The sequence below is a fragment of the Pseudofrankia inefficax genome (genome assembly GCF_000166135.1).
Taxonomy (GTDB): domain Bacteria; phylum Actinomycetota; class Actinomycetes; order Frankiales; family Frankiaceae; genus Pseudofrankia; species Pseudofrankia inefficax.
The window spans coordinates 3,136,816-3,156,078 of sequence record NC_014666.1 but is presented as its reverse complement, the minus strand read 5'-3'; the positions used below and the strand labels follow the sequence as shown (position 1 = coordinate 3,156,078).

At 73.6% G+C, this 19,263-nt stretch carries 19 protein-coding genes and 1 pseudogene; 12 read left to right on the top strand and 8 right to left on the bottom strand.

Annotation, left to right across the window (positions count from 1 at the left end):
* Positions 1–185: 185 nt before the first annotated feature.
* A pseudogene (locus tag FRAEUI1C_RS40980) lies at positions 186–517 on the bottom strand (protein kinase family protein); the annotation flags it as partial.
* 221 nt (positions 518–738) lie between these two features.
* Between FRAEUI1C_RS40980 and FRAEUI1C_RS12845 the strand changes: the two are divergent.
* Both FRAEUI1C_RS12845 and FRAEUI1C_RS12840 read left to right on the top strand, forming a co-directional pair.
* Complete coding sequence (locus tag FRAEUI1C_RS12845; protein WP_013423730.1) at positions 739–2,259, top strand: MFS transporter; 1,521 nt, start codon at positions 739–741, stop codon at positions 2,257–2,259.
* 88 nt (positions 2,260–2,347) lie between these two features.
* A complete protein-coding gene (locus tag FRAEUI1C_RS12840; RefSeq protein WP_013423729.1) occupies positions 2,348–3,010 on the top strand; it encodes a TetR/AcrR family transcriptional regulator in 663 nt (220 codons plus the stop codon).
* Positions 3,011–3,184: 174 nt separating this feature from the next.
* On the opposite strand, the gene FRAEUI1C_RS12835 is transcribed toward FRAEUI1C_RS12840, so the two are convergent.
* Together FRAEUI1C_RS12835 and FRAEUI1C_RS12830 are read right to left on the bottom strand one after the other, a co-directional pair.
* Positions 3,185–4,525 (bottom strand): ABC transporter substrate-binding protein, encoded by a 1,341-nt coding sequence (locus FRAEUI1C_RS12835; RefSeq protein ID WP_013423728.1) that lies wholly within the window; start codon positions 4,523–4,525, stop codon positions 3,185–3,187.
* 334 nt (positions 4,526–4,859) lie between these two features.
* The gene (locus tag FRAEUI1C_RS12830; protein ID WP_013423727.1) at positions 4,860–5,876 is read right to left on the bottom strand and encodes a 2-oxoglutarate and iron-dependent oxygenase domain-containing protein; all 1,017 of its coding nucleotides are present in this window, start codon (positions 5,874–5,876) and stop codon (positions 4,860–4,862) included.
* A 99-nt stretch (positions 5,877–5,975) separates the two neighbouring features.
* On the opposite strand from FRAEUI1C_RS12830, the gene FRAEUI1C_RS36205 reads away from it, so the two are divergent.
* Both FRAEUI1C_RS36205 and FRAEUI1C_RS12820 read left to right on the top strand, forming a co-directional pair.
* Positions 5,976–6,368 carry a VOC family protein gene (locus FRAEUI1C_RS36205; RefSeq protein ID WP_013423726.1) on the top strand — a complete coding sequence of 131 codons (393 nt, stop codon included), beginning with the start codon at positions 5,976–5,978 and terminating at the stop codon, positions 6,366–6,368.
* A 72-nt stretch (positions 6,369–6,440) separates the two neighbouring features.
* Positions 6,441–7,079 carry a hypothetical protein gene (locus FRAEUI1C_RS12820; protein ID WP_013423725.1) on the top strand — a complete coding sequence of 213 codons (639 nt, stop codon included), beginning with the start codon at positions 6,441–6,443 and terminating at the stop codon, positions 7,077–7,079.
* A gap of 5 nt (positions 7,080–7,084) precedes the next feature.
* Here the strand turns inward: FRAEUI1C_RS12820 and FRAEUI1C_RS12815 are convergent, their stop codons facing one another.
* Positions 7,085–7,753 carry an NAD(P)-dependent oxidoreductase gene (locus FRAEUI1C_RS12815; protein ID WP_013423724.1) on the bottom strand — a complete coding sequence of 223 codons (669 nt, stop codon included), beginning with the start codon at positions 7,751–7,753 and terminating at the stop codon, positions 7,085–7,087.
* A gap of 92 nt (positions 7,754–7,845) precedes the next feature.
* Here FRAEUI1C_RS12815 and FRAEUI1C_RS12810 point away from each other — a divergent pair, with 92 nt between their 5' ends.
* Positions 7,846–8,715 carry a sigma-70 family RNA polymerase sigma factor gene (locus FRAEUI1C_RS12810; RefSeq protein ID WP_013423723.1) on the top strand — a complete coding sequence of 290 codons (870 nt, stop codon included), beginning with the start codon at positions 7,846–7,848 and terminating at the stop codon, positions 8,713–8,715.
* A 144-nt stretch (positions 8,716–8,859) separates the two neighbouring features.
* Here the strand turns inward: FRAEUI1C_RS12810 and FRAEUI1C_RS12805 are convergent, their stop codons facing one another.
* Complete coding sequence (locus tag FRAEUI1C_RS12805; RefSeq protein WP_013423722.1) at positions 8,860–9,225, bottom strand: hypothetical protein; 366 nt, start codon at positions 9,223–9,225, stop codon at positions 8,860–8,862.
* A gap of 169 nt (positions 9,226–9,394) precedes the next feature.
* Between FRAEUI1C_RS12805 and FRAEUI1C_RS12800 the strand changes: the two genes are divergently transcribed.
* Positions 9,395–10,252, top strand: coding sequence for a hypothetical protein (locus FRAEUI1C_RS12800; RefSeq protein WP_013423721.1), 858 nt, complete (start codon positions 9,395–9,397; stop codon positions 10,250–10,252).
* A 40-nt stretch (positions 10,253–10,292) separates the two neighbouring features.
* On the opposite strand, the gene FRAEUI1C_RS12795 is transcribed toward FRAEUI1C_RS12800, so the two are convergent.
* Together FRAEUI1C_RS12795 and FRAEUI1C_RS12790 are read right to left on the bottom strand one after the other, a co-directional pair.
* Positions 10,293–12,284, bottom strand: coding sequence for an acetoacetate--CoA ligase (locus FRAEUI1C_RS12795; protein ID WP_013423720.1), 1,992 nt, complete (start codon positions 12,282–12,284; stop codon positions 10,293–10,295).
* On the bottom strand, positions 12,281–13,084 hold the full coding sequence (locus tag FRAEUI1C_RS12790; RefSeq protein ID WP_013423719.1) for a crotonase/enoyl-CoA hydratase family protein: 804 nt from the start codon (positions 13,082–13,084) through the stop codon (positions 12,281–12,283). Before FRAEUI1C_RS12790 ends, FRAEUI1C_RS12795 begins: the two co-directional genes overlap by 4 nt.
* Before the next feature lie 101 nt (positions 13,085–13,185).
* Here FRAEUI1C_RS12790 and FRAEUI1C_RS12785 point away from each other — a divergent pair, with 101 nt between their 5' ends.
* Complete coding sequence (locus tag FRAEUI1C_RS12785; RefSeq protein WP_232425404.1) at positions 13,186–13,617, top strand: MarR family winged helix-turn-helix transcriptional regulator; 432 nt, start codon at positions 13,186–13,188, stop codon at positions 13,615–13,617.
* Positions 13,618–13,651: 34 nt separating this feature from the next.
* Here FRAEUI1C_RS12785 and FRAEUI1C_RS12780 read toward each other — a convergent pair whose 3' ends face one another.
* On the bottom strand, positions 13,652–14,410 hold the full coding sequence (locus FRAEUI1C_RS12780; protein WP_013423717.1) for an IclR family transcriptional regulator: 759 nt from the start codon (positions 14,408–14,410) through the stop codon (positions 13,652–13,654).
* 71 nt (positions 14,411–14,481) lie between these two features.
* On the opposite strand from FRAEUI1C_RS12780, the gene pcaH reads away from it, so the two are divergent.
* The 5 genes from pcaH to FRAEUI1C_RS12755 all read left to right on the top strand — a co-directional run bounded on the left by pcaH (position 14,482) and on the right by FRAEUI1C_RS12755 (position 19,238).
* Positions 14,482–15,273 (top strand): protocatechuate 3,4-dioxygenase subunit beta, encoded by a 792-nt coding sequence (gene pcaH, locus FRAEUI1C_RS12775; protein ID WP_013423716.1) that lies wholly within the window; start codon positions 14,482–14,484, stop codon positions 15,271–15,273.
* 11 nt (positions 15,274–15,284) lie between these two features.
* On the top strand, positions 15,285–15,839 hold the full coding sequence (gene pcaG, locus FRAEUI1C_RS12770) for a protocatechuate 3,4-dioxygenase subunit alpha (RefSeq protein WP_041259243.1): 555 nt from the start codon (positions 15,285–15,287) through the stop codon (positions 15,837–15,839).
* 6 nt (positions 15,840–15,845) lie between these two features.
* Positions 15,846–17,090 carry a lyase family protein gene (locus tag FRAEUI1C_RS12765; protein ID WP_013423714.1) on the top strand — a complete coding sequence of 415 codons (1,245 nt, stop codon included), beginning with the start codon at positions 15,846–15,848 and terminating at the stop codon, positions 17,088–17,090.
* Entirely contained in the window at positions 17,087–17,899 is an 813-nt protein-coding gene (locus FRAEUI1C_RS12760) for an alpha/beta fold hydrolase (protein WP_013423713.1), read from the top strand. The genes FRAEUI1C_RS12765 and FRAEUI1C_RS12760 overlap by 4 nt, the downstream gene beginning before the upstream one ends.
* A gap of 154 nt (positions 17,900–18,053) precedes the next feature.
* Entirely contained in the window at positions 18,054–19,238 is a 1,185-nt protein-coding gene (locus tag FRAEUI1C_RS12755) for a 4-hydroxybenzoate 3-monooxygenase (RefSeq protein ID WP_013423712.1), read from the top strand.
* Positions 19,239–19,263: the final 25 nt, after the last annotated feature.

Sequence of the window (19,263 nt, the reverse complement as noted above, 5' to 3'; positions counted from 1 at the left end):
ACTCCGCCGCTGTACGACCGCACATAGCCGGCCGCGAGGTGGCCGGTGTCGTAACCGGCGACGCAGAACCGCAGGCCGGTGTGTTTGCTGATCGACGACTCCCGCTGGGTGCGCAGCACCCGTGCGCATTCGGCGGGCGTCGGCGCTCCGGAACCATTCCACGGCGCGAGTCTCGCGAGGTCGGAGCGGTGGATCACTCCGGCGGCGTGGACCGCCTGCAGCGCCTCGGCGACGCCCGCGATCACGAGCAGGACCGACTCCGCCGCGAGCGCCCCCCGGCGGGCGACCGTCGCCGCCAGCGAGGGAGCCGGCACGTAGGCCGTGGCGAGCCAGGGCCGGGCCGCGTGCCATCGCAGTCGATGACGGGTGCCGTGTAGAGGCCCCGCACGCGCTGGGCGATCGTCACCTCGGCGGTGAACCGGCGGCGGAACTCCGGGTCGTCGGCGAACTCCGGCCGCGCGACCTTGATCGCCACTCGCCGCCCGCCCGGGGTGTAGGACAGGTAGACCGCGCCCATGCCGCCAGCCCCGATCCGGGCCCGGTGTGAGGGCCCGGCGACGTGGGGCGCATTGCTCCCCTTCACGACGAATTGCCACTTTCGTCATCTTACGAGCAAGATCACCGAGGCTCGGCCCGTAAGGAAGCTCACCCGTCGAAGTGGACTTAGCTCGTCCGCTTCTGGATAGAGTTCTGGAAACGGAGCGATGATGTCCACTTTCACCGGGACGGAGATGGCGGATGGCCATACAGACGAAGGACGCGCAGGCCTCGCCCGCCGTCACGGCTCCACCGGCCGGCGGCGAGACCGACCGGATGCACGGGATGCGCTGGTGGATCCTGGGCCTGCTGGGCCTGGCGCAGCTGATGGTCGTGCTGGACACGACGGTGGTGAACATCGCGCTGCCGTCGGCGCAGCGCGCGCTGGGCTTCACCAACGACCAGCGGCAGTGGATCGTGACGGGGTACGCCCTCGCGTTCGGTAGCCTGCTGCTGCTCGGCGGGCGCCTCGCCGACCTGTTCGGCCGCAAGCGGATGTTCCTCATCGGCCTGGTCGGGTTCGCGATCGCCTCGGCGCTCGGCGGCGCGGCCACCGGCTTCGGCATGCTCGTCGTCGCCCGCGCCGTGCAGGGCGGGTTCGGCGCGCTGCTCGCGCCGGCAGCGCTGTCGCTGCTGACGACCACGTTCACCGACGTCAAGGAGCGCTCGAAGGCGTTCGGGATCTACGGGGCGATCGCCGGCGGCGGCGCGGCCATCGGGCTGCTGCTCGGCGGCGTGCTCACCGAGTACCTGTCCTGGCGCTGGTGCATGTACGTCAACCTGATCTTCGCGGCGCTCGCGTTCGCCGGCGGCGTCGCGTGGCTTCGCAACCAGGCCGCGCAGGAACGTCCCCGGCTCGACCTCCCGGGCATCGTGCTCGTCTCCGCCGGGCTGTTCTCCGTCGTCTACGGTTTCTCGCACGCCGAGACCGGTGGCTGGGCCGACCCGGTGACGATCGGTTTCCTGGTCGCCGCCGGGGTGCTGCTGGTCGCGTTCGTCCTGGTCCAGCAGCGGGTGGCGCACCCGGTCCTGCCGCTGCGGGTCATCCTCGACCGCTACCGCGGCGGGTCGCTGCTGGCGATCCTGATGTCCGGCGCCGGCATGTTCGGGGTCTTCCTGTTCCTGACCTACTACCTGCAGCAGAACCTCGGCTTCAGCGCCGTGCGGTCGGGCCTCGCCTTCCTGCCGATGACCGCCGCCCTGATGGTCGCCTCGCAGATCGGCTCGACCGTGCTCACCACGCGGTTCGGCCCGCGGTTCATCATGGCCCCGGGTCTGGCGATCGGCGGGGTCGGCCTGTGGATGCTCACGCACATCGACGCCGGCTCGACCTACGCCGCGAACGTCCTTCCCGCCACCATGGTCTTCGGCGTCGGCCTCGGCCTCGTCTTCGCCTCGGCGATGAGCCTGTCCACCGCGGGCGTCGCCCCGCAGGATGCCGGGGTGGCCTCGGCGATGGTCAACACCGCCCAGCAGGTCGGTGGGTCGGTCGGCACCGCGCTGCTGAACACCATCGCCGCCTCGGCCATGAGCGGCTACGTCCAGTCCCACTCCCCCGGCCCGCAGCGCGCCGTGCTCGCCACCCTGCACAGCTACACGACGGCCTTCTGGTGGAGCTCCGGCATCCTCATGCTGGGCGCCGTGATCACTGCCGTCGTTCTGCCGTCGCGGGTGCGGCAGGCCGGAGAGAATGAAGCGGAGGTCATCGCGCTCGGCGCCTGACCGACGTCCGTCCCCGGCGCGTGGGCCCGGTCCGCTACCGGGCCGGGCCGACGCGCCACCGTCGACGAGCCGCGGAGGAACCGAAGCCATGCCCGCCACAGCCGCGGTGTCCAGCACCGCCGCCCCGCGCGTGCGCAAGGACGTCGCCCGCAACCGCGCGCTGCTCCTGGCCACCGCCGACCGGCTCATCGCCGTCCGGGGCCTGGACGTCACCTTCCACGAGCTGGCCGAGGCGGCCGGCGTGGGAGTCGGCACCGTCTACCGCCACTTCGCCGACCGGAACGCGCTGCTGGGCGCGCTGATCGAGCAGCGGTTCGAGGCCGCGCGCGACATCCTGCTCGCCGCCGAGCAGATCGGCGACCCCGTCGAGGCACTGCGCACGGCGGTGCTGCGCACCTGTGAGCACCAGTTCTCCGACCGGGCCATGTGGCAGGCCATGCTCTCGGTCGCCGAGGGCCACCGGGATCTCGCGAAGGAACGGCTGCTGCCGGTCCTCACCCGGATCGTCGAGCGGGCCCGGTCCACCGGCCGCCTGCGCGCCGACTTCACCCTCACCGACCTGCCGATGATCTTCATGCTCACCGGTGGCCTGAGCAGCCACATCGCGCGCACCCAGCCGGACCTCTGGCGACGCTACGTCGAGGCGATCCTGGACGGGTTCATGGTGCGCGAGTCCGACCGGACCGGGGCCGCCGTGCCCGCCGCGCCGACGGACGACGAGCTCGAGGACATCATCTCCTGCACTGAGTAGCCGGGGCCGCCACCGGCAAGGTAGCCCGGTGCCGCCATGATCGGCGTTTCGGCCCTCCAGTGGTTGTTGCCGGGCCTGGTTCACAGCCACCAGAGGGCCAAAAAGCGATCAAGGCGGGGCCGGGGTGGGCCGAAGGGCGGGCTGTCCGCCTTCCCTTCGGCCCACCGGCGGGGGTCAGGCCGGGATCGGGGTGTTGCCGAGGACCTTGTACGCGGTGGGCTGGCCCTTGTCGTCCAGGGTCGTCGTCAGGCCACCGAGCACGCAGACGGCGGGCTGGTCGGGGATGGCCTTGCCGTTGCAGCGGAACTTCAGCCCGGCCGCGCCGGGCAGCGCCGTCTCCTTCATCGCCTTGATGGTCGAGGTGATGGTCGCCGGGGTGATGTCACCCGAGATGCCCTGGGTCGCCGCCTGGAGGCCGGCCACCAGCGAGAACATGATCATGCCGTCCTGGTAGCTGAGGTCGATGCCGCTGCCGTAGGTCTCGGCGACCTTGGTGAACAGGTCCATCGACGGGCTGGCCGGGCCGATCGGCACCGTGGCGCTCACGACGATGCCCTTGAGGGTGCTGGCGGAGACCGCCTTGCGGGTGGCGTCGGTGATGCACTGGGAGATGGCGCTGATGGTGCCGGTGAAGCCCACCTGCTTCAGGCCGTTCATGGCGCTGATGCAGAACGAGTCGTTGCCGATGATGAAGACCTGGTCGGAGCCGTCCGAGGCGATCTTCTGCATCTGGGGCGTCATGTCGGCGGTGCCCGGGGCCACCCGGACGAGCTCGTAGCCGATGCCGGCCTTCTTGAACAGCGGCGGCGCGACGTCCTGGGCGGAGTGCAGGGCCGCCGGGACGTCGATCACGATGGCGGCGACCTTCTTGTTGCCCTTGTCCTTCGCGACCTGGATCGGCAGGTCGATGATCGGGAAGGTCGGGTTGCCGAGGCTGAAGGTCGTCGGGCTCGACAGCAGGCTCGGGTCACCGGACCCGTAGATCATGACGGGGATCTTGGCGTCGTTCAGGGGCTTCCAGGCGCTGTCGACGACGCTGGAGGTACCGATGACGACGGCGGCGACGCCCTTCTCGACCATCTGGTTGCCGCAGTCGGTCGCCTTGGCCGGGTCGCCCAGGGTCTCGCAGATCGTGATGTCGAGCGGCCGGCCGCCGAGGCCGGACCTGCGGTCGTTGAGCCACTTGGCGGTGGCCTGGGCGACCTTGTTGTCGTTGGTGTGATCGGCGACCGGGCTGGCGCCGTCCGTGATCACGCCGATCGTGATGGGCGCGCCCGTGGCCTTGGCCACCGGTCCGAGGATGTCGGCCTGGCCGGCGGAACCGCTCGCCGGCGCGGGGGCCGCGCCCGTGCCGCCGGAGCCGCCGCAGGCCGAGACGAAGGCCAGGCTCGCGGCGACGACCGCGACGCCGGCCAGGCGTAACCCGACCGGGCGGGTGGGTAACTGGCGGGCGGTGGCGGACCGGAATGGCCGGGTTCCAGCCCGTCGACGGTTCGGTCTCCCAATGTGCGACATGTTCTCCACCTTTGCCGTTGGCGTCGGCTGAATACGAGACTGACTTTTGTGGTGCGCGCCGGTGTCTGGCTCGTCGGGAACGCCGCGCGGACCGGCTGGGTCGATGCCGGCCGGCTGGCGAAAGGTTTGTTCGGTGGTCGCTCGGCGGACACGGATGGTTGCCTGCACCAGGCTCCGATCAGCAGGAAACCTGAAGGTCCCGCATGATGGTCCACCATCCCGAAATCTGTCAATAGGCAGCAAGCTGGTGCCCTACGGCGCGCCTACGTGGCCCGGCGTGTCGCGCCAGGCAGCCCGGAAGGCGCCGACGTCGTCCCGCTCCGCGACGTGGTGCCTACCGGACGAGGCGCGACAACCGGTCCTCGGCGAGGATCCGCCGGGTCGTGACGCGCTCGGGGTAGGAGCGCATGAACATTCTGGTGAAATGGCTTCCGTAATGCAGGGAATCGCCGTCATTTTCCCCGGAAACCGACCGGATACGGGCCTGGAAGCGCGGCTCGTGGAAGTACGCGAGGGCATATCGCGCGCGGGTGTTGAGCCGCACCTTGTGCGGGGTGGAGAGCAGCAATCCGTCGGTGATGAGCTGGAGCATGTCGCCGGGAAAGACCGTCACGACGCCGGGCACCGGCTCCACGAACGTCCAGGGCTCGTCGTCCTCGTACCTGCCGGCCATGCTTTCGGTCGGCAGCCAGTTCCTGGTGCGCCGCTCGCCGTCGACCGGCGGGCGGATGTAGAGGCCACCGACGTCGTCCTGCGCGGCGATCACGAGGAGCCCGTAGTCGGTGTGAGCTCCGATTCCCCGGCTCGTCCGCGCGGACCGGGCCGGAAAGCGAAGCACCCGCAGGTGGTGCCAGCCATCCCGCGTCAGGCTCGTCAATGTGTCGAGGTCGAGGCCCAGTCCCAGCGCCGCCAGTCTCAGCAGTTTCTCGCCGATGACGCCCAGCCCCGCCATGAAGGCCGTCATGGCGCGCTCGTACTCGTCATCGGGCCAGGGAACCGGGCCATGGCAGGGCCATTGCGCCCGGACCCTGGGGTCGTCCAACGGTACGTCTGGGCAGACGGTGAAGATCTCGGAGTAGTCCGGCTCGCCCGCCGTGCGCTCTTCTCCCGAGGCTATGTATCCGCTGAAGGTCAGATCGCTGATACAGCTGGCCTTGACCGCGGCGGGCTGGCTGAAGAAGCGCCTGCTCGACTCCAGGGCCGCGTGTGTCCTGCGGCTCTGCGCCGGGTCGGTCGCCACCTGGAGGATTCCGTCGGTCCGCCACGCGCGGACCAGTTCCTGGGCCAACTGGAGGTCGAGCGGGGTGCCGTCCACCGAGTCGGGGAGTTGGAAGGTCTGAAGGCCGGCCATGTCGGTCCCTCTCTGCGCGCCCCTCAAGAAGAATCCGCGTTCTGGCAGGGCGTTGCGTCGTGGCGACGGTAGCGCAGGCGTGACCGGTAAGGTTCGCTCATGCGGGCGGCAGCGGTCATCTACGTCGGGGACCTGGAACGCATGCGCGCCTTTTACGAAGGCTGCTTCGGGCTCACCCCCGCCGACGGCGCGGACGGTTACCGCGGGTTGGAATCCGACGCCTGGCTGCTCACCCTCGTCCGGTCGGGCGACGCGGTGCCCACCGCCACGCCGCCGGACCGGCGCTCGAACACGCCGGTCAAGCTCGCCTTCGAGGTCGCCGACATCGAGGCGCTCCGGCCGGTCGCCGGCGCCCTCGGCGGCCAGGTGAGCCCCGCCGCCACGGCCTGGGAGTTCCGCGACGCGCTGCACTGTGACTGCGTCGACCCGGAAGGCAATGTCGTTCAGCTGGTCCAGGCGCGAAGGCCCGGCAAGCGGTTGCCCGCCGGCTGATTCGCCTGGGAGAGTGGGCGGCCCTGCCGCGGGCGGCCGTCCCGGCGCCCAGGGTCCGAGGAGGCGGCGACGGTGGACCAGGCACCGCGGGGGGACGCGGCCTCGACCGGCGCCGACATCGTCGCCAGCGACGACCCGAGGGACTCCCGGGCCAGGTGGCGCCCGGTCCGCGCGGCCGACGCGCCGGACCGGTGGCAGGGGGCGGACCGGCGCCTGGTCTGCGTGTTCGTCATCCTCGTCGTCGTGCCGGTGCTCCTCATGGCGACGGCGGCCGCGCTGACCGACCACGAGGGCGTCCCGGCGACGGTCTGGTGGGCGGCCGTCGCGTTGTTCGCGCTGCTGCCCGGTCTCGACCTGTGGTCCAGGGCCGGTCGCCAGCACCGGGGCGTCCGGGGCGTCGGTGTCGTCGAGGGCGTGCACACCTCGCGGTTGGTCCAGACGGTGGCCGCACCGTGCTGGGCGGTCGTCAGCTATGTCACGGACGACGGCCAGACCCACCGGACCCGGCTTCCGCTGCTGAGGCCGGTGCCGGTCGGCGCGCGCGTTCCGCTCGTGTTCGGCGGCCGGCGGGCCTCCCGCCCGGCCTGCTTCGCGTCCCGCCGCGACCAGCTCCGCCTGACCCTGCGCTCCTGCAGCACCGGGCTCGTCGGCCAGTGCTATCTGCTCTGCGGGCTCGGAGCCGCCGTGCTGCTGCTGATGCCGGCCAGGTAGCCGGCCTACCGCGCGATCCCGACGGTCTGGCGCTCGCTGGTCGGATCGTCGAGGCAGCGCAGCATGTAGTGCGCCACGTCCGGCCGGGAGACCGAGGCGCCACGGCGCAGGTTGCGGCCGTAGGCCGTGCGGTAGGCGGCGGTCAGCGGGCCGTCGGTGAGCCTCGGTGGCCGCACGATCGTCCAGTCGAGGGTGCTCGCGCGCAGCAGGTCCTCCATCCGGGCCAGGTCCGCGTAGTGGCCGCCGAGCGCGGCCCTGACCGCCGGGCCCAGCACGTAGCGCATGAGTGGGCCGTCACCGGGGTCGCGCCGCGGCGGGTGTGGCCGCGCGGGCGAGGCGACCGTGCCGATCGGGGCGGCGCTGACCACGACGATCCGGTGGACGCCGGCGGTCCGCATCGCCGTGACGACCGCGTCCGTGCCGCGAGTGGCGACGTCCGTGTCACGCCGGCTGCGCCCGCCGAGCGCGGACAGGACGGCGTCCGCGCCGGCGACGGCCGGCACGAGCGCCGCCGGGTCGGCCGTCGCCAGGTCCGCGGCCACGACCCGGCCGGGCGACGGCGCCACCGCCTCCGGCCGCCGCGCCACGGCGGTCACCTCGTGGCCCGCGTCCAGGGCCTGTGCCACCAGCAGCCGGCCGATGCCGCCGGTCGCCGCGAAGATCGTGAGCTTCATCGGGGGTGCTCCTTGCCGTCAGGCCGGCCCGGTTCGGTCAGGTCGGCCAGTCGCCGCTCGTCACTCGGTATGACGGAACAGGGAGGCACACCATGACCGAGACGCTCACCGAGGTGTTCGAGGCACAGCGGCCGCGGCTGCGGGCGGTCGCCTACCGGCTGCTGGGCTCGTTCAGCGAGGCCGACGACGCCGTCCAGGACACCTGGCTGCGCCTGAGCCGCGCCGACCGGGCGGACGTCGTGAACCTGCCGGGGTGGCTGACGACCGTCATCGCCCGGATCTGTCTGGACCAGCTGCGCGCGCGCCGGGCCCGCCGGGAGGAGCCGGCCGGGGTCCACCTGCCCGAGCCGGTGGTCGCTCCGGTGGGCGGCGCCGACCCGGAGCAGGAGGCCCTGCTCGCCGACGCCGTCGGCGTCGCGCTGCTCGTCGTCCTGGAGACGCTGAGCCCGGCCGAACGGCTCGCCTTCGTCCTGCACGACCTGTTCGGGGTGCCGTTCGACGAGATCGCCCCGGTCGTCGGACGGTCCACGGCCGCGGCGACCCAGCTGGCCAGCCGGGCCCGCCGCCGGCTGCGCGGAGTGGAGCCGGACGGGAGCGGCGACCCGGCCCAGCAGCGCCGCCTGGTCGAGGCCTTCCAGGCCGCGGCCCGCGACGGTGACCTGGCGGGCCTGCTCGCGGTGCTCGACCCCGACGTCGTGCTGCGCGCGGACGCCGGTCCCCGCGCGTCCGGCGAGGTCCGGGGCGCCCGGGCGGTGGCCGAGCGGACGTCGACGTTCGCGCCGATGTCCCCGTACGGGCGCGCGGCCCTGGTCAACGGCCGGCCCGGCATCGTCGTGCTGCCGCCGGGCGCGGCGGTCGTCGCGGTACTGGGCTTCACGGTCCGGGCCGGGCGGATCGTGGAGATCGACGTGTTCGCGGACCCCGGCCGGCTACGCCACGTCGACGTGAGCGCCTTCGGGTAGGTCAGCGCCTTCGGGTAGGTCAGTGACTTCGGGTAGGTCAGGAGCCGGCGCGCCTGGCCGACCGCCGGTCAGCGGTCGAGCAGGCGGCGTCGTTCGCCCGAGGCACCTGGAAGGACACCGGAGGCCTGGCCGGCCACCGGGACGTCACATGCTCAGTTCGCGTTCGATGTTCCGCAGGCCGTGGCGGGCCAGGGCGAGGTTGGCCCGGGCCCGGTCCAGCGCGAGGTAGAGGAACAGCCGGCTGCCGCCGCGGGTGAGCAGGCGGATGATGTGGTACTGCCGGTCCACGGTGATGAGGATGTCCTCGATCCCCTCGCGGATACCGAGGGCCTCCAGCGTCCTCGCCTTGGCGCGGACCACGTCGGTGTTGCCCGCCGCCGCGACCTCAAGGTTGAGCGCCCGGCCACCGCCGGCGGAGCCCAGCATCATTCCGCTCTCGTAGTCGACGAGCGCGACCCCGAGCGCTCCGTCGAGTGCCATCGCTTCCTTCAACGCGGTCTCGATGTCCATACAACCTTCCCCGATCCAATGGACAATTTGGCATTTTATCTGGGTTGACTTTTGTCCCGACCGATCTACCACGTGATTTGCCGGACGATCGACGGGACTGGTAGTACTCGACCGCAACGCACCATATCCTTCCCTTTGTTCGCTGTCACGGACGAGGGGGTGGAACGCGATGGGCGCTGGCACCGCGGCGGATGGTTATGTTCTTCTCGACGTATTGTCCAGACTCGGCGAGGAACGTTTCTCCGGCACGCTGCGGGCCGAAGGCGCGAGGGTCGGGGGAACGGTCATCCTGAGTTCGGGCCTGCTCGTCGCCGCCGAGACGCCGGTCACCCCGGGGGTCGAGGCGCTCCTGCTGCGGTCGGGGCGGATAGCGCGCCAGGACTGGGCCGGCGCCCTCGCCGAGGCCATACCGCCTGGTGGGCTGCGGGGCGCGCTGGTCGGGCGCGGCCTGCTCGGCGACGCGTCGGCACAGGTGGTCACCCAGACGGCCGCGCTGGACGCGCTGTTCGCCCTGGCGCTGGAGGATGTTTTCGCCTGCGTCCCGGACCCGGACGTCACCGACCCGCTCATTCCGCTCAATCCGGGGATGGACGTCGGCCGCGCGGTTCGCGAGACCCGGCGCCGGCTGGGAGTCGCGGCCGGGTGGCGCGAGCTGGGCGTACATGCGCGCGCCCATCCGCGCGCGACCGCGGCGGCGCCGCCCCTCGATGAGGGCCGGGCGCGCATCCTGATGCGGGTGAACGGCCGGCGAACGGTGAGCGACCTGGCCTTCGAGCTTGGGCGCGGCCTTTTCGCCGTGATGGTGGATATGGTTCTTCTGTACCGGGACGGTCAGGTCGCCTTCGACCAGCCCCGGCCGACCGCGACCAGCGCCCTTTCCTGGCCGGGCCACCCCGACGACGGGCCGCCGCTGGTCATTTCGACGGTTCCCGACGAGGTGGACGACCTGGGCCCTCCCGCGGACCCGGTCGATTCGGGCCCGCGCCGGCGGCGGATTTCCCGGCGAGGCACGCGCGGCGTCCGCTGACTTCCCAAGAACCCATCAACCGCACAATTGTCTACCTGAATTAAAGCCTCGGCCGACGGTCGTCGGCGCCACGAGCCTCGGCGAACCGGGCGAACGCGTCGAGGGACGCCGGGTCCAGCAGCGACCCCGCCGAGGCGACCGCGGCCACGGACGCGCCGAGCAGAATCCTCTTGACCGGGATCTCCAGCTTCTTGCCGGTGCGGTTGTAGGGCACGGCGGCGACCTCGACGATCTCGTCGGGAACGTGGCGCGGGGACAGCGTCGAACGGATCCGCTCCCGCAGCCGGGCGCGCAGGTCGTCGTCCACCCGGTGACCCGCGCTCGGCACGACGAACAGCAGGAGCTCCCCCGGCCCGCCCTCGTCGTCCTCCAGGTGGACCACGACGCTGTCACCCACCTCGGCCACGTCCTGCAGCGCCCGGTAGAACTCTCCGGTGCCCAGCCGCACGCCGCCGCGGTTGAGGGTCGCGTCCGAACGGCCGGTGATCAGGCAGGTGCCGGCCGCGGAGAACCGGATCCAGTCGCCGAACCGGAAGACCCCCGGGAACGCGGCGAAGTAGGCCTCGCTGTACCGACGCCCGTCGTCGCCCCAGAACCCGACCGGCATCGAGGGCATCGGCGCGAGGATGACCAGCTCGCCGAGCTCCCCGACGACGACGCGGCCGTCCCGGTCGAACGCGGCCGCGGCCACGCCCAGGCTCGCGCCGGACATCTCGCCCGCCCAGACCGGCTGCGGCGGCGCGGCCTGGACCAGGCCGGTACAGACGTCGGTGCCGCCGCTGCCGACGTTGAGCAGCACCCGGTCGCCCAGCTGCTCGTGGACCCAGCGGAACCCCTCGGCCGGGAACGGGCTGCCGGCGACGCCGAGCTGGCGCAGCCGGGACAGGTCGAACTCGGCGGCCGGCCGCAGGCCTTCGCGCCGGCAGGCCATGAGATAGCCGGGGCTCGCCCCCATGAGCGTGGCGCCGGTCCGCTCGACCAGGCGCCACTGCTCCCGCAGGTCGGGATACAGCGGGTTGCCGTCGACCATCACCAGCGACGCGCCGACGGCCAGGCTGGAGACGCCGATGTTCCACATCATCCAGGCGGTCGTGGTGAACCACAGCAGGCGGTCGCCCGGCCGCAGGTCCCAGTGCAGGCCGAGGCATTTCAGGTGCTCGACCAGGATGCCGCCGTGGCCGTGGACGATGGCCTTCGGCAGGCCGGTCGTGCCGGAGGAGAACAGCACGTAGAGCGGGTGGTCGAAGGCCACCGGCTCGAACGCCAGCGGCTCGTCGGTCGGGGCGAGCAGCGACGCCCAGGCGACGGCGCCGTCCAGCTCGAACGGACCGTACGGGACATGGACGACCTGCTCGACGGACGGCAGCGCGGCCCGCAGCGCCGCGACCTCGGCCCGCCGGTCGACGACCTTGTCGCCGTAGGTGTAGCCGGCGACGGCGAGCAGCACCTTCGGCTCGACCTGGGCGAACCGGTCAACCACGCTGGGCGCCCCGAACTCGGGGGCGCAGCTGGCCCAGACGGCGCCGAGGCTCGCGGCGGCGAGGAAGGCGACCAGCGTCTCCGGGCAGTTCGGCAGGTAGGCGACGACCCGGTCGCCGGGCCCGACGCCGAGCCGGCGCAGGCCGGCCCGGGCCCGGCGGACCTGCTCGCGCAGCGCCGCGAACGTCAGCTCGACCGGTGGGCGCGTCTGCGAGTAGCCGAGCACGGCCAGGCTCTCGGCCTGGTCCGCCGTGCCGAAGCAGTGCTCGGCGTAGTTGAGGGTGGCGCCGGTGAACCACCGGGCGCCCGGCATCGCGCGCTCGGCGAGGACCCGGTCGTAGCCGGCGTGTGCCCTGACCCCGAAGTAGTGCCAGATCGACTCCCAGAAGTCCTCCAGGCACTCGACCGACCAGGCTCGCAGCTCGGCCCAGCCGGCTAACGAGACGCCGCGCTCCCGCGCCAGCCAGCCGAGGTAGTCCTGGACCCTGGCCCCGTCGGTGACCTTCGCTCCTGGGTGGTAGAGCAGCTCAGGGCCACCGGCTGTCGCCGTCATCGGCCTGCCTCCCGCGGGTCGGCCACCTTCGGGGCCGCGCCGTCGAGGAAGGCGCGCATCCGGCGCTTGGCCTCGCCGCTGTCCTGCGCGACGGCCGCCATGAGCGACTCCAGCAGCAGCCCGGCCTCGGGGTCGGCCTGGGCGATCCGCGGCAGCGCGTGCAGCACCGCGTAGGTCGTCACGGGCGAGTTCTCGGCCGTCCGGGCCGCGAGGCCGAGCGCGGTGTCGAGGCCGGCCCCGTCGTCGACCAGGTACTGGGCCAGGCCGTACCGTTCGGCCTCGGCGGCGGCGAGCACCCGCCCGGTGAGCATGAGGTCGGTCATCCGGGCGACGCCGATCAGGCGCGGGACCCGCACCGACGCCCCACCTCCGGTGAACAGGCCGCGTTCCCCCTCGGGCAGCGCGAAGAACGCCGACCGCTCGGCGACGCGCAGGTGGGTCGCGCAGGCGAGCTCCAGCCCGCCGCCGACGACCGCCCCCTTCAGCACGCTGATCACCGGCACCGGGCAGGACTCGATCTGCCCGAAGGCCCGGTGCCACATCCGGGAGTGGTGCAGGCCCGCGACCGCGTCGCGTTCGCGCAGCTCACCGAGGTCGAGGCCGGCCGAGAAGTGGTCACCGTCCGCCGCCAGCACGACGGCGCGGGCCCAGCCGGGCGGCGCGGCGAAGAACGCGCCCAGCCCGAGGACGGTGGCGTCGTCCAGGGCGTTGCGCTTCCTGGCCCGGCTCAGGCTCAGGACGGCGACCTGCCCGGCACGGTCGAGCCTCAGTGAGGGCGGCAGGGCGGCGGGGTCGAACACGTGGCCTCGTCCAATCAACAGGAAACCTGATGATCGAAAGTGTCGAGTATCGTCAGGTCCCCTGTCAATGCCGCTGGTCCGGCCGAGGGTTGAGGGGTCGCGTGGACCACCCGCCCCCGTCGCTGCTGTACACGGTGAAACGCCTGGAGCTGGCCGTCCGGGCCGGTCTGGACGACGTGCTGCGCGCGTCCGGCGTGACCACGCCGCAGTACACCGCGCTGACCGTGCTGGAACGCTCCGGCGCGGTCTCGGCGGCTCGGCTCGCCCGCGACTCGTTCGTCACCCCGCAGTCGATGGCGGACATGCTGCGCACGCTGGAGGAACGCGGCCTCATCCGGCGCGAGACCAACCCGCGCAACCGCCGGGAGTCGCTGGTCCAGCTCACCGCGGCGGGCCGGCGCCTGCTCACGCGGTTCGCGGAGCCGGTCGCGGACCTGGAACGGCGGATGACCGGCGCGCTCACCGCGGCCGAGGTGGACCAGGTCCAGGCGAGCCTGCGCGAGATGTGGCGCGCGCTGCTGCCCGGCCGGTAGGGGGCGCTGCCGCCCGGGCGGCAGGGAGCCCGGCTCAGGCCGGAGGCAGCGCGGCGAGCTGGCGCGAGATCCCCTGCGCGGCGACCTGCAGCGCGGCGGCGAGCCGGCCACGGTCCCGGCGCAGCGTGGGCACGACGACGCCGATCGCGGCGACCACCTGGCCGCGGCGATGGACGGGTGTGGCGACCGAACAGGCGCCCAGCGACATCTCCTCGACCGTCGTGGCGTACCCGACCCGCCGGATCTGTCCCAGCTGCTCGTTCAGCCGGCCCGGCTGGGTGATCGTGTACGGGGTCACCCGCGCGAGCGAGGCCAGAACGGCGCGCCGGACGTCCTCGGGCGCGTGCGCGAGCAGCACCTTCCCGACGCCGGTGGCGTGCAGGGGCAACGTCGAGCCGACCGAGCTGACGACCGGCACCGAGGCCCGGCCCGCCATCCGTTCCAGGTACAGCGCCTCCCGGCCGTCGCGCACCGCCAGGTGGACCGTGGCCCGGGTGGCGGCGTGGATGTCGTGCAGGAACGGCGCCGCCGTCTCCCGCAGGGTCGACTCGATCGGCGCGAGCAGCCCGAGCTCCCACAGCCGCCGGCCGACGACGTAGCCGTCGCCGGACCGAGCCAGGGCGCCGTGCCGGACCAGCTCCCCCACCAGCCGATGGGCCGTGGGCACGGGCAGCCCCGCGCGCCGCGCGAGGTCCGTCAGCGCGAGCCGGGCGTGGTGGTCGTCGAAGGCCCCGAGGATCGCCATGATCCGGCCCGTGACGGTCGCGCCCGGGGTTCCGGTGTTGCCCGCCATGCCCGGGATTCTTCCACTGAGCGGAAGCACCCGCGGTCGCGGTCACCCCGGGCGCTCCTACGCTGCCCAGCATGAGCCCCGCCACCGGCCCGGCGCCCGAGCTTCCGGCGCCCGAGCTGGAGCCGCAGTCCGTGATCAGCTCCGAGATCGCGGCCCTCGCGGCCGGCTACCGGCCGGCCGGCGCCGGGGAGGCCCGGCCACGGCTGGACTATCCGCCCTACCGGAGTACCGCGGCACGCCACCCCACCCGCGAGCCGCGCGACGTCGACCCCGAGACGATCGAACGATCGGCGCCCTGCTTCGGGGCCGGCGAGGTCGACCCGCTGGAGGCCGACCTGACGGCCGGTCACCCCGGCGAGCCGATCGGGGAGCGCGTCGTCCTGGCCGGTCGCGTCGTCGACGGCGCGGGCCGGCCGGTCCGCGGGCAGCTGGTGGAGATCTGGCAGGCCAACGCGGCGGGCCGGTACGTCCACCAGCGAGACCAGCATCCGGCCCCGCTCGACCCGAACTTCACCGGCGCCGGGCGGTGCCTGACCGACGACGACGGCCGGTACCGGTTCCAGACGATCAAGCCAGGGCCCTATCCGTGGCGCAACCACCGCAACGCGTGGCGGCCGGCCCACGTCCACTTCTCGGTGTTCGGCACGGCGTTCACCCAGCGCCTCGTCACGCAGCTGTACTTCCCGGGAGACCCGCTGCACGCGCTCGACCCGATCTTCCAGTCGATCGCCGACCAGCGGGCCCGTGACCGGCTGGTCGCCGCCTACGACCATGACCTGACCAGTCACGAGTGGGCCACCGGCTACCGCTGGGACATCGTCCTGACCGGCGGCCGGCAGACCTGGTTCGAGCCGCCGGCATGACAGCCTCCCGCATGACCCTGATCGCGACCCCGGGCCAGACCGTCGGGCCGTTCTTCCATGACAGCCTCCGCTACGGCGGCGACCGCGACCTCGTGCCGGCCGGCAGCCCAGGCGCGGTGATCCTGCGCGGCAGGGTGCTCGACGGCGCGGGCGACCCGGTGCCGGACGCGCTCGTCGAGATCTGGCAGGCGCGCCCCGACGGGACGATCCCCCGGGTGCCCGGCTCGCTGTGCCGCGACGGGCGGACGTTCACCGGCTTCGGGCGATCGGCCACCGGCCCGGACGGGGACTATTCGTTCCGCACGCTCGTGCCGGGGCCGACCGAGCCTGGCCGGGCCGCGTTCTACGCCGTCACCGTGTTCGCGCGGGGCCTGCTCGACCGGCTCTTCACTCGGGCCTACCTGCCGGGCGACGCCGCCGCGCTGGCCGCCGACCCGCTGCTGCGCTCGCTGCCGGCCGAACGGCGCAGGACCCTGGTCGCGTCACCCGACGAGCGGGGGCTCGTGTTCGACCTCCGGCTGCAGGGCCCGGACGAGACCGTCTTCCTGCGTTACCGGGAAGGGTGAGCGCGGATGAGTGACCTGTTCTGGCCCGGCGACGAGCGCGCCGGGGAGCTGGTGACCGGGGCGGCCTGGCTGACGGCGATGGCCCGGGTCGAACAGGCCTGGCTGGACGCGCTCGCCCGGGCGGGCGTCGCCCCGGCCAGCGCCGAGCTGACCGGCCTCGTCGGGCCGGCGGAGCTGGCCGCCGTCGCCCGCGCCGCCGAGGACGCGGGCAACCCGGTGCCGGCGCTCGTGGCGCTGTGGCGGGAGCGCGCCGTCGGCCCGGGTGCGCCCTGGGTGCACCGCGGCCTGACCAGCCAGGACGTGATCGACACCAGTCTCGTCCTGCTGCTGCGCGACGTCGTCGACCGGATTCGCGCGCAGCAGCGGGACCAGGTCGGCGCGCTCGCCGCGCTCGCTCACACCCACCGCGGCACGCTGCTCGCCGGTCGGACGCTCACCCAGCACGCCGTGCCGACGACGTTCGGGCTCAAGGCCGCCGGCTGGCTGACGGGAGTGCTCGACGCGGCCGAGGCGCTCGACCGGGTGGCGCTGCCGGCGCAGTTCGGCGGCGCGGCCGGGACGCTGTCGGCCGCGGTCGAGCTGGCCCGCCGGCGCGGTCACGCCGACCCCGTCGCGGCCGTGTCCGGCGCCGTCGCGGACGCCACGGCCGCGCTCGGCCTGCGGCCCGCGCGGCCCTGGCACACGACCCGCACGACGTTCACCGCGCTCGGCGACGCGCTGGTGGCCGGGACCGACGCCTGGGGCCGTATCGCCACCGACGTGGCCACGCTGTCGCGCCCGGAGATCGGCGAGCTCGCGGAGCCGGCCGTCCCCGGGCGCGGCGGCTCGTCGACCATGCCCCACAAGCGCAACCCGGTGCTGTCGGTGCTGATCCGCCGGGCCGCCCTCACCGCGCCGGCGCTGGCCTCGACGCTGCACCTCGCGGCCGCGCTGGCCGGGGACGAGCGGCCCGACGGCGCCTGGCACACCGAATGGCCCACCCTGCGGGATCTGGCCCGCCGGGCCGTCGTCGCGGCCAGCCACACCAGCGAGCTCCTGCGCGGTCTGGAGGTCGACACCGCCCGCATGCGCGCCACCGCCCGGGCCGCCTGGCCGCTCCTGACCGCCGAGCGCGGGTCGGTGGCCGCCTTCGCCGCCTCCGCCGGCCTTCCCGGCGGCGAGACGCCCGAGGACGACTACCTCGGAGTCGCGGACACCGTCGTCGCCGCCACCCTCGCCCGCGCGGACGCCTACCTGGCGGCCGGCCGGTGACGGTGCCCGCGCTCACCGGTGGACGGCTCGCCGGGCGCCCGGACCAGCCGCTGCTCGTCGTCGGGCCGTCGCTGGGCACCACGTCGAGGGCCCTGTGGTCGGCGGCGGCCGGCCTGCTCGGCGACACGTTCGACGTCGTCGGCTGGGACCTGCCCGGCCACGGCGGCACGCCCGTCCAGGCACCCTTCACGGTCGGGGAGCTCGCCGCGGGGGTGCTCGCCCACGTCGAGCGGATCGCCGCGGCCCGGGGCGACGCCACGGCCCGGTTCGCCTACGCGGGCGTCTCGCTCGGCGGTGCGGTCGGCCTGCGGCTGCTGCTCGACGCCCCGGGCCGGGTCGGCCGGGCGGCCCTGCTGTGCACCGGGGCCACGATCGGCACGCCGCCCGCGTGGCGCGAACGGGCCGCGGTCGTGCGCGCGTCCGGCTGCGCGGCCCTCGCCGGTGGCGCGGCCGAGCGGTGGTTCGCCCCCGGCTTCGCGGACCGTCGGCCCGGCGTCGCCGCCGAGCTGGTCCGGGGCCTGGCCGACGTCGACCGGGAGGGCTACGCGCAGGCCTGCGACGCGCTCGCCGGCTTCGACGTCCGCGACCGGCTCGCGGGCGTGGCCGCGCCCGTGCTGGCGATCGCCGGTGCCCGGGACGCGGTGACGCCGCCGGCCAGCCTGAAGCGGCTCGCCGCCGGCGTCCGGGACGGGCGGCTCGCCGTACTCGACGGCGTCGCGCACCTGGCCCCCGCCGAGGCGCCCCGGCGGGTCGCGGACCTCCTGCTCACCCACCTGTCCGGTCCGGCGGTGTCCAGTCCGGCGGACTGACCAGGACGACGGACCAGGTAACGACGACGGACCAGGTAACGACGACCGACCAGGCAACGACAACCGACCAGGCAACGACGACCGACCAGGCAACGACGACGGCGGCCCGAGGCGCGCGGCGCCGAGGACGTCCCGCGACCCGAACGGAGCGGTCATGACCCCGGTCGCCAGCACCACCCGCACCCAGGTCGCCATCGTCGGCGGCGGGCCCGCCGGCCTGATGCTCTCCCGGCTGCTCCACCTCGCCGGGCTCGACAGCGTCGTGATCGACAACCGGTCAGCCGGCACGATCGAGACCACCCACCGCGCCGGCATCCTGGAGCGCGACAGCGTGCGCCTCCTGGTCGACGCCGGGGTCGACCGGGTGCTCACCGACGGACAGCGCCACGAGGGCATCGCCCTGCGGTTCGGCGGGGTCAGCCACCGGATCGACTTCGAGGCCCTGGCGGGCAGCGCCTGCTGGCTCTACCCGCAGACCGACGTCTTCGTCGACCTCCACCGGGCCCGCACCGCCGACGGTGGCGACCTGCGCTACGGCATCAGCGACACCGAGGTCACCGACGTCCTGACCGCGCCCCGGGTCCGGTACACCGACGCGGACGGCCGGAGGCACGAGATCGCCGCGCGGCTGGTCGTCGGCGCGGACGGCTCCCGCAGCGGCTGCCGAGCCCTGGTCACCGCCGCCACTCAGTACTTCCGCGAGTACCCCTTCGCCTGGTTCGGCGTCCTCGTCCAGGCACCCCGAAGCGCGCCGGAGCTGATCTACACCCGGGCCGCGCGGGGATTCGCCCTGGTCAGCCAGCGCACCGCCACCGTGCAGCGCCTCTACTTCCAGTGCGACCCGGCCGAGAACCCGGACGACTGGTCCGACGACCGGATCTGGGCCGAGCTGCAGGGCCGGCTGGCCGGCCAGGACGGGTTCCGCCTCCAGGAGGGCCCGGTCCTCGAACGGACCGTGCTGCCGTTCCGCAGCTTCGTCCAGGCCCCGATGCGCCACGGCCGGCTGCTGCTCGCCGGCGACGCCGCCCACACCGTGCCCCCCACCGGCGCGAAGGGCCTGAACCTGGCCCTCGCCGACGTCCGGCTGCTCGCCGAGACCATCGAACAGGCCCTGGTCCGCAACGACGCCACCGCGCTGGAGCGCTACACCGCGCGGGCGCTGGAACGGGTCTGGAGGGCCCAGCACTTCTCCTACTGGCTGACCACGATGCTGCACCGGGCTGACGGCGCGAGCGAGTTCGACGAGCAGCGCCAGCTGGGCGAGCTGACCAGCCTCGTGTCCTCGCGGGCCGGTTCGGCCTATCTCGCGGAGGGCTACACGGGCTGGCCGGCCCGCTGAACCCTGACCCCTGACCACGGCTGAC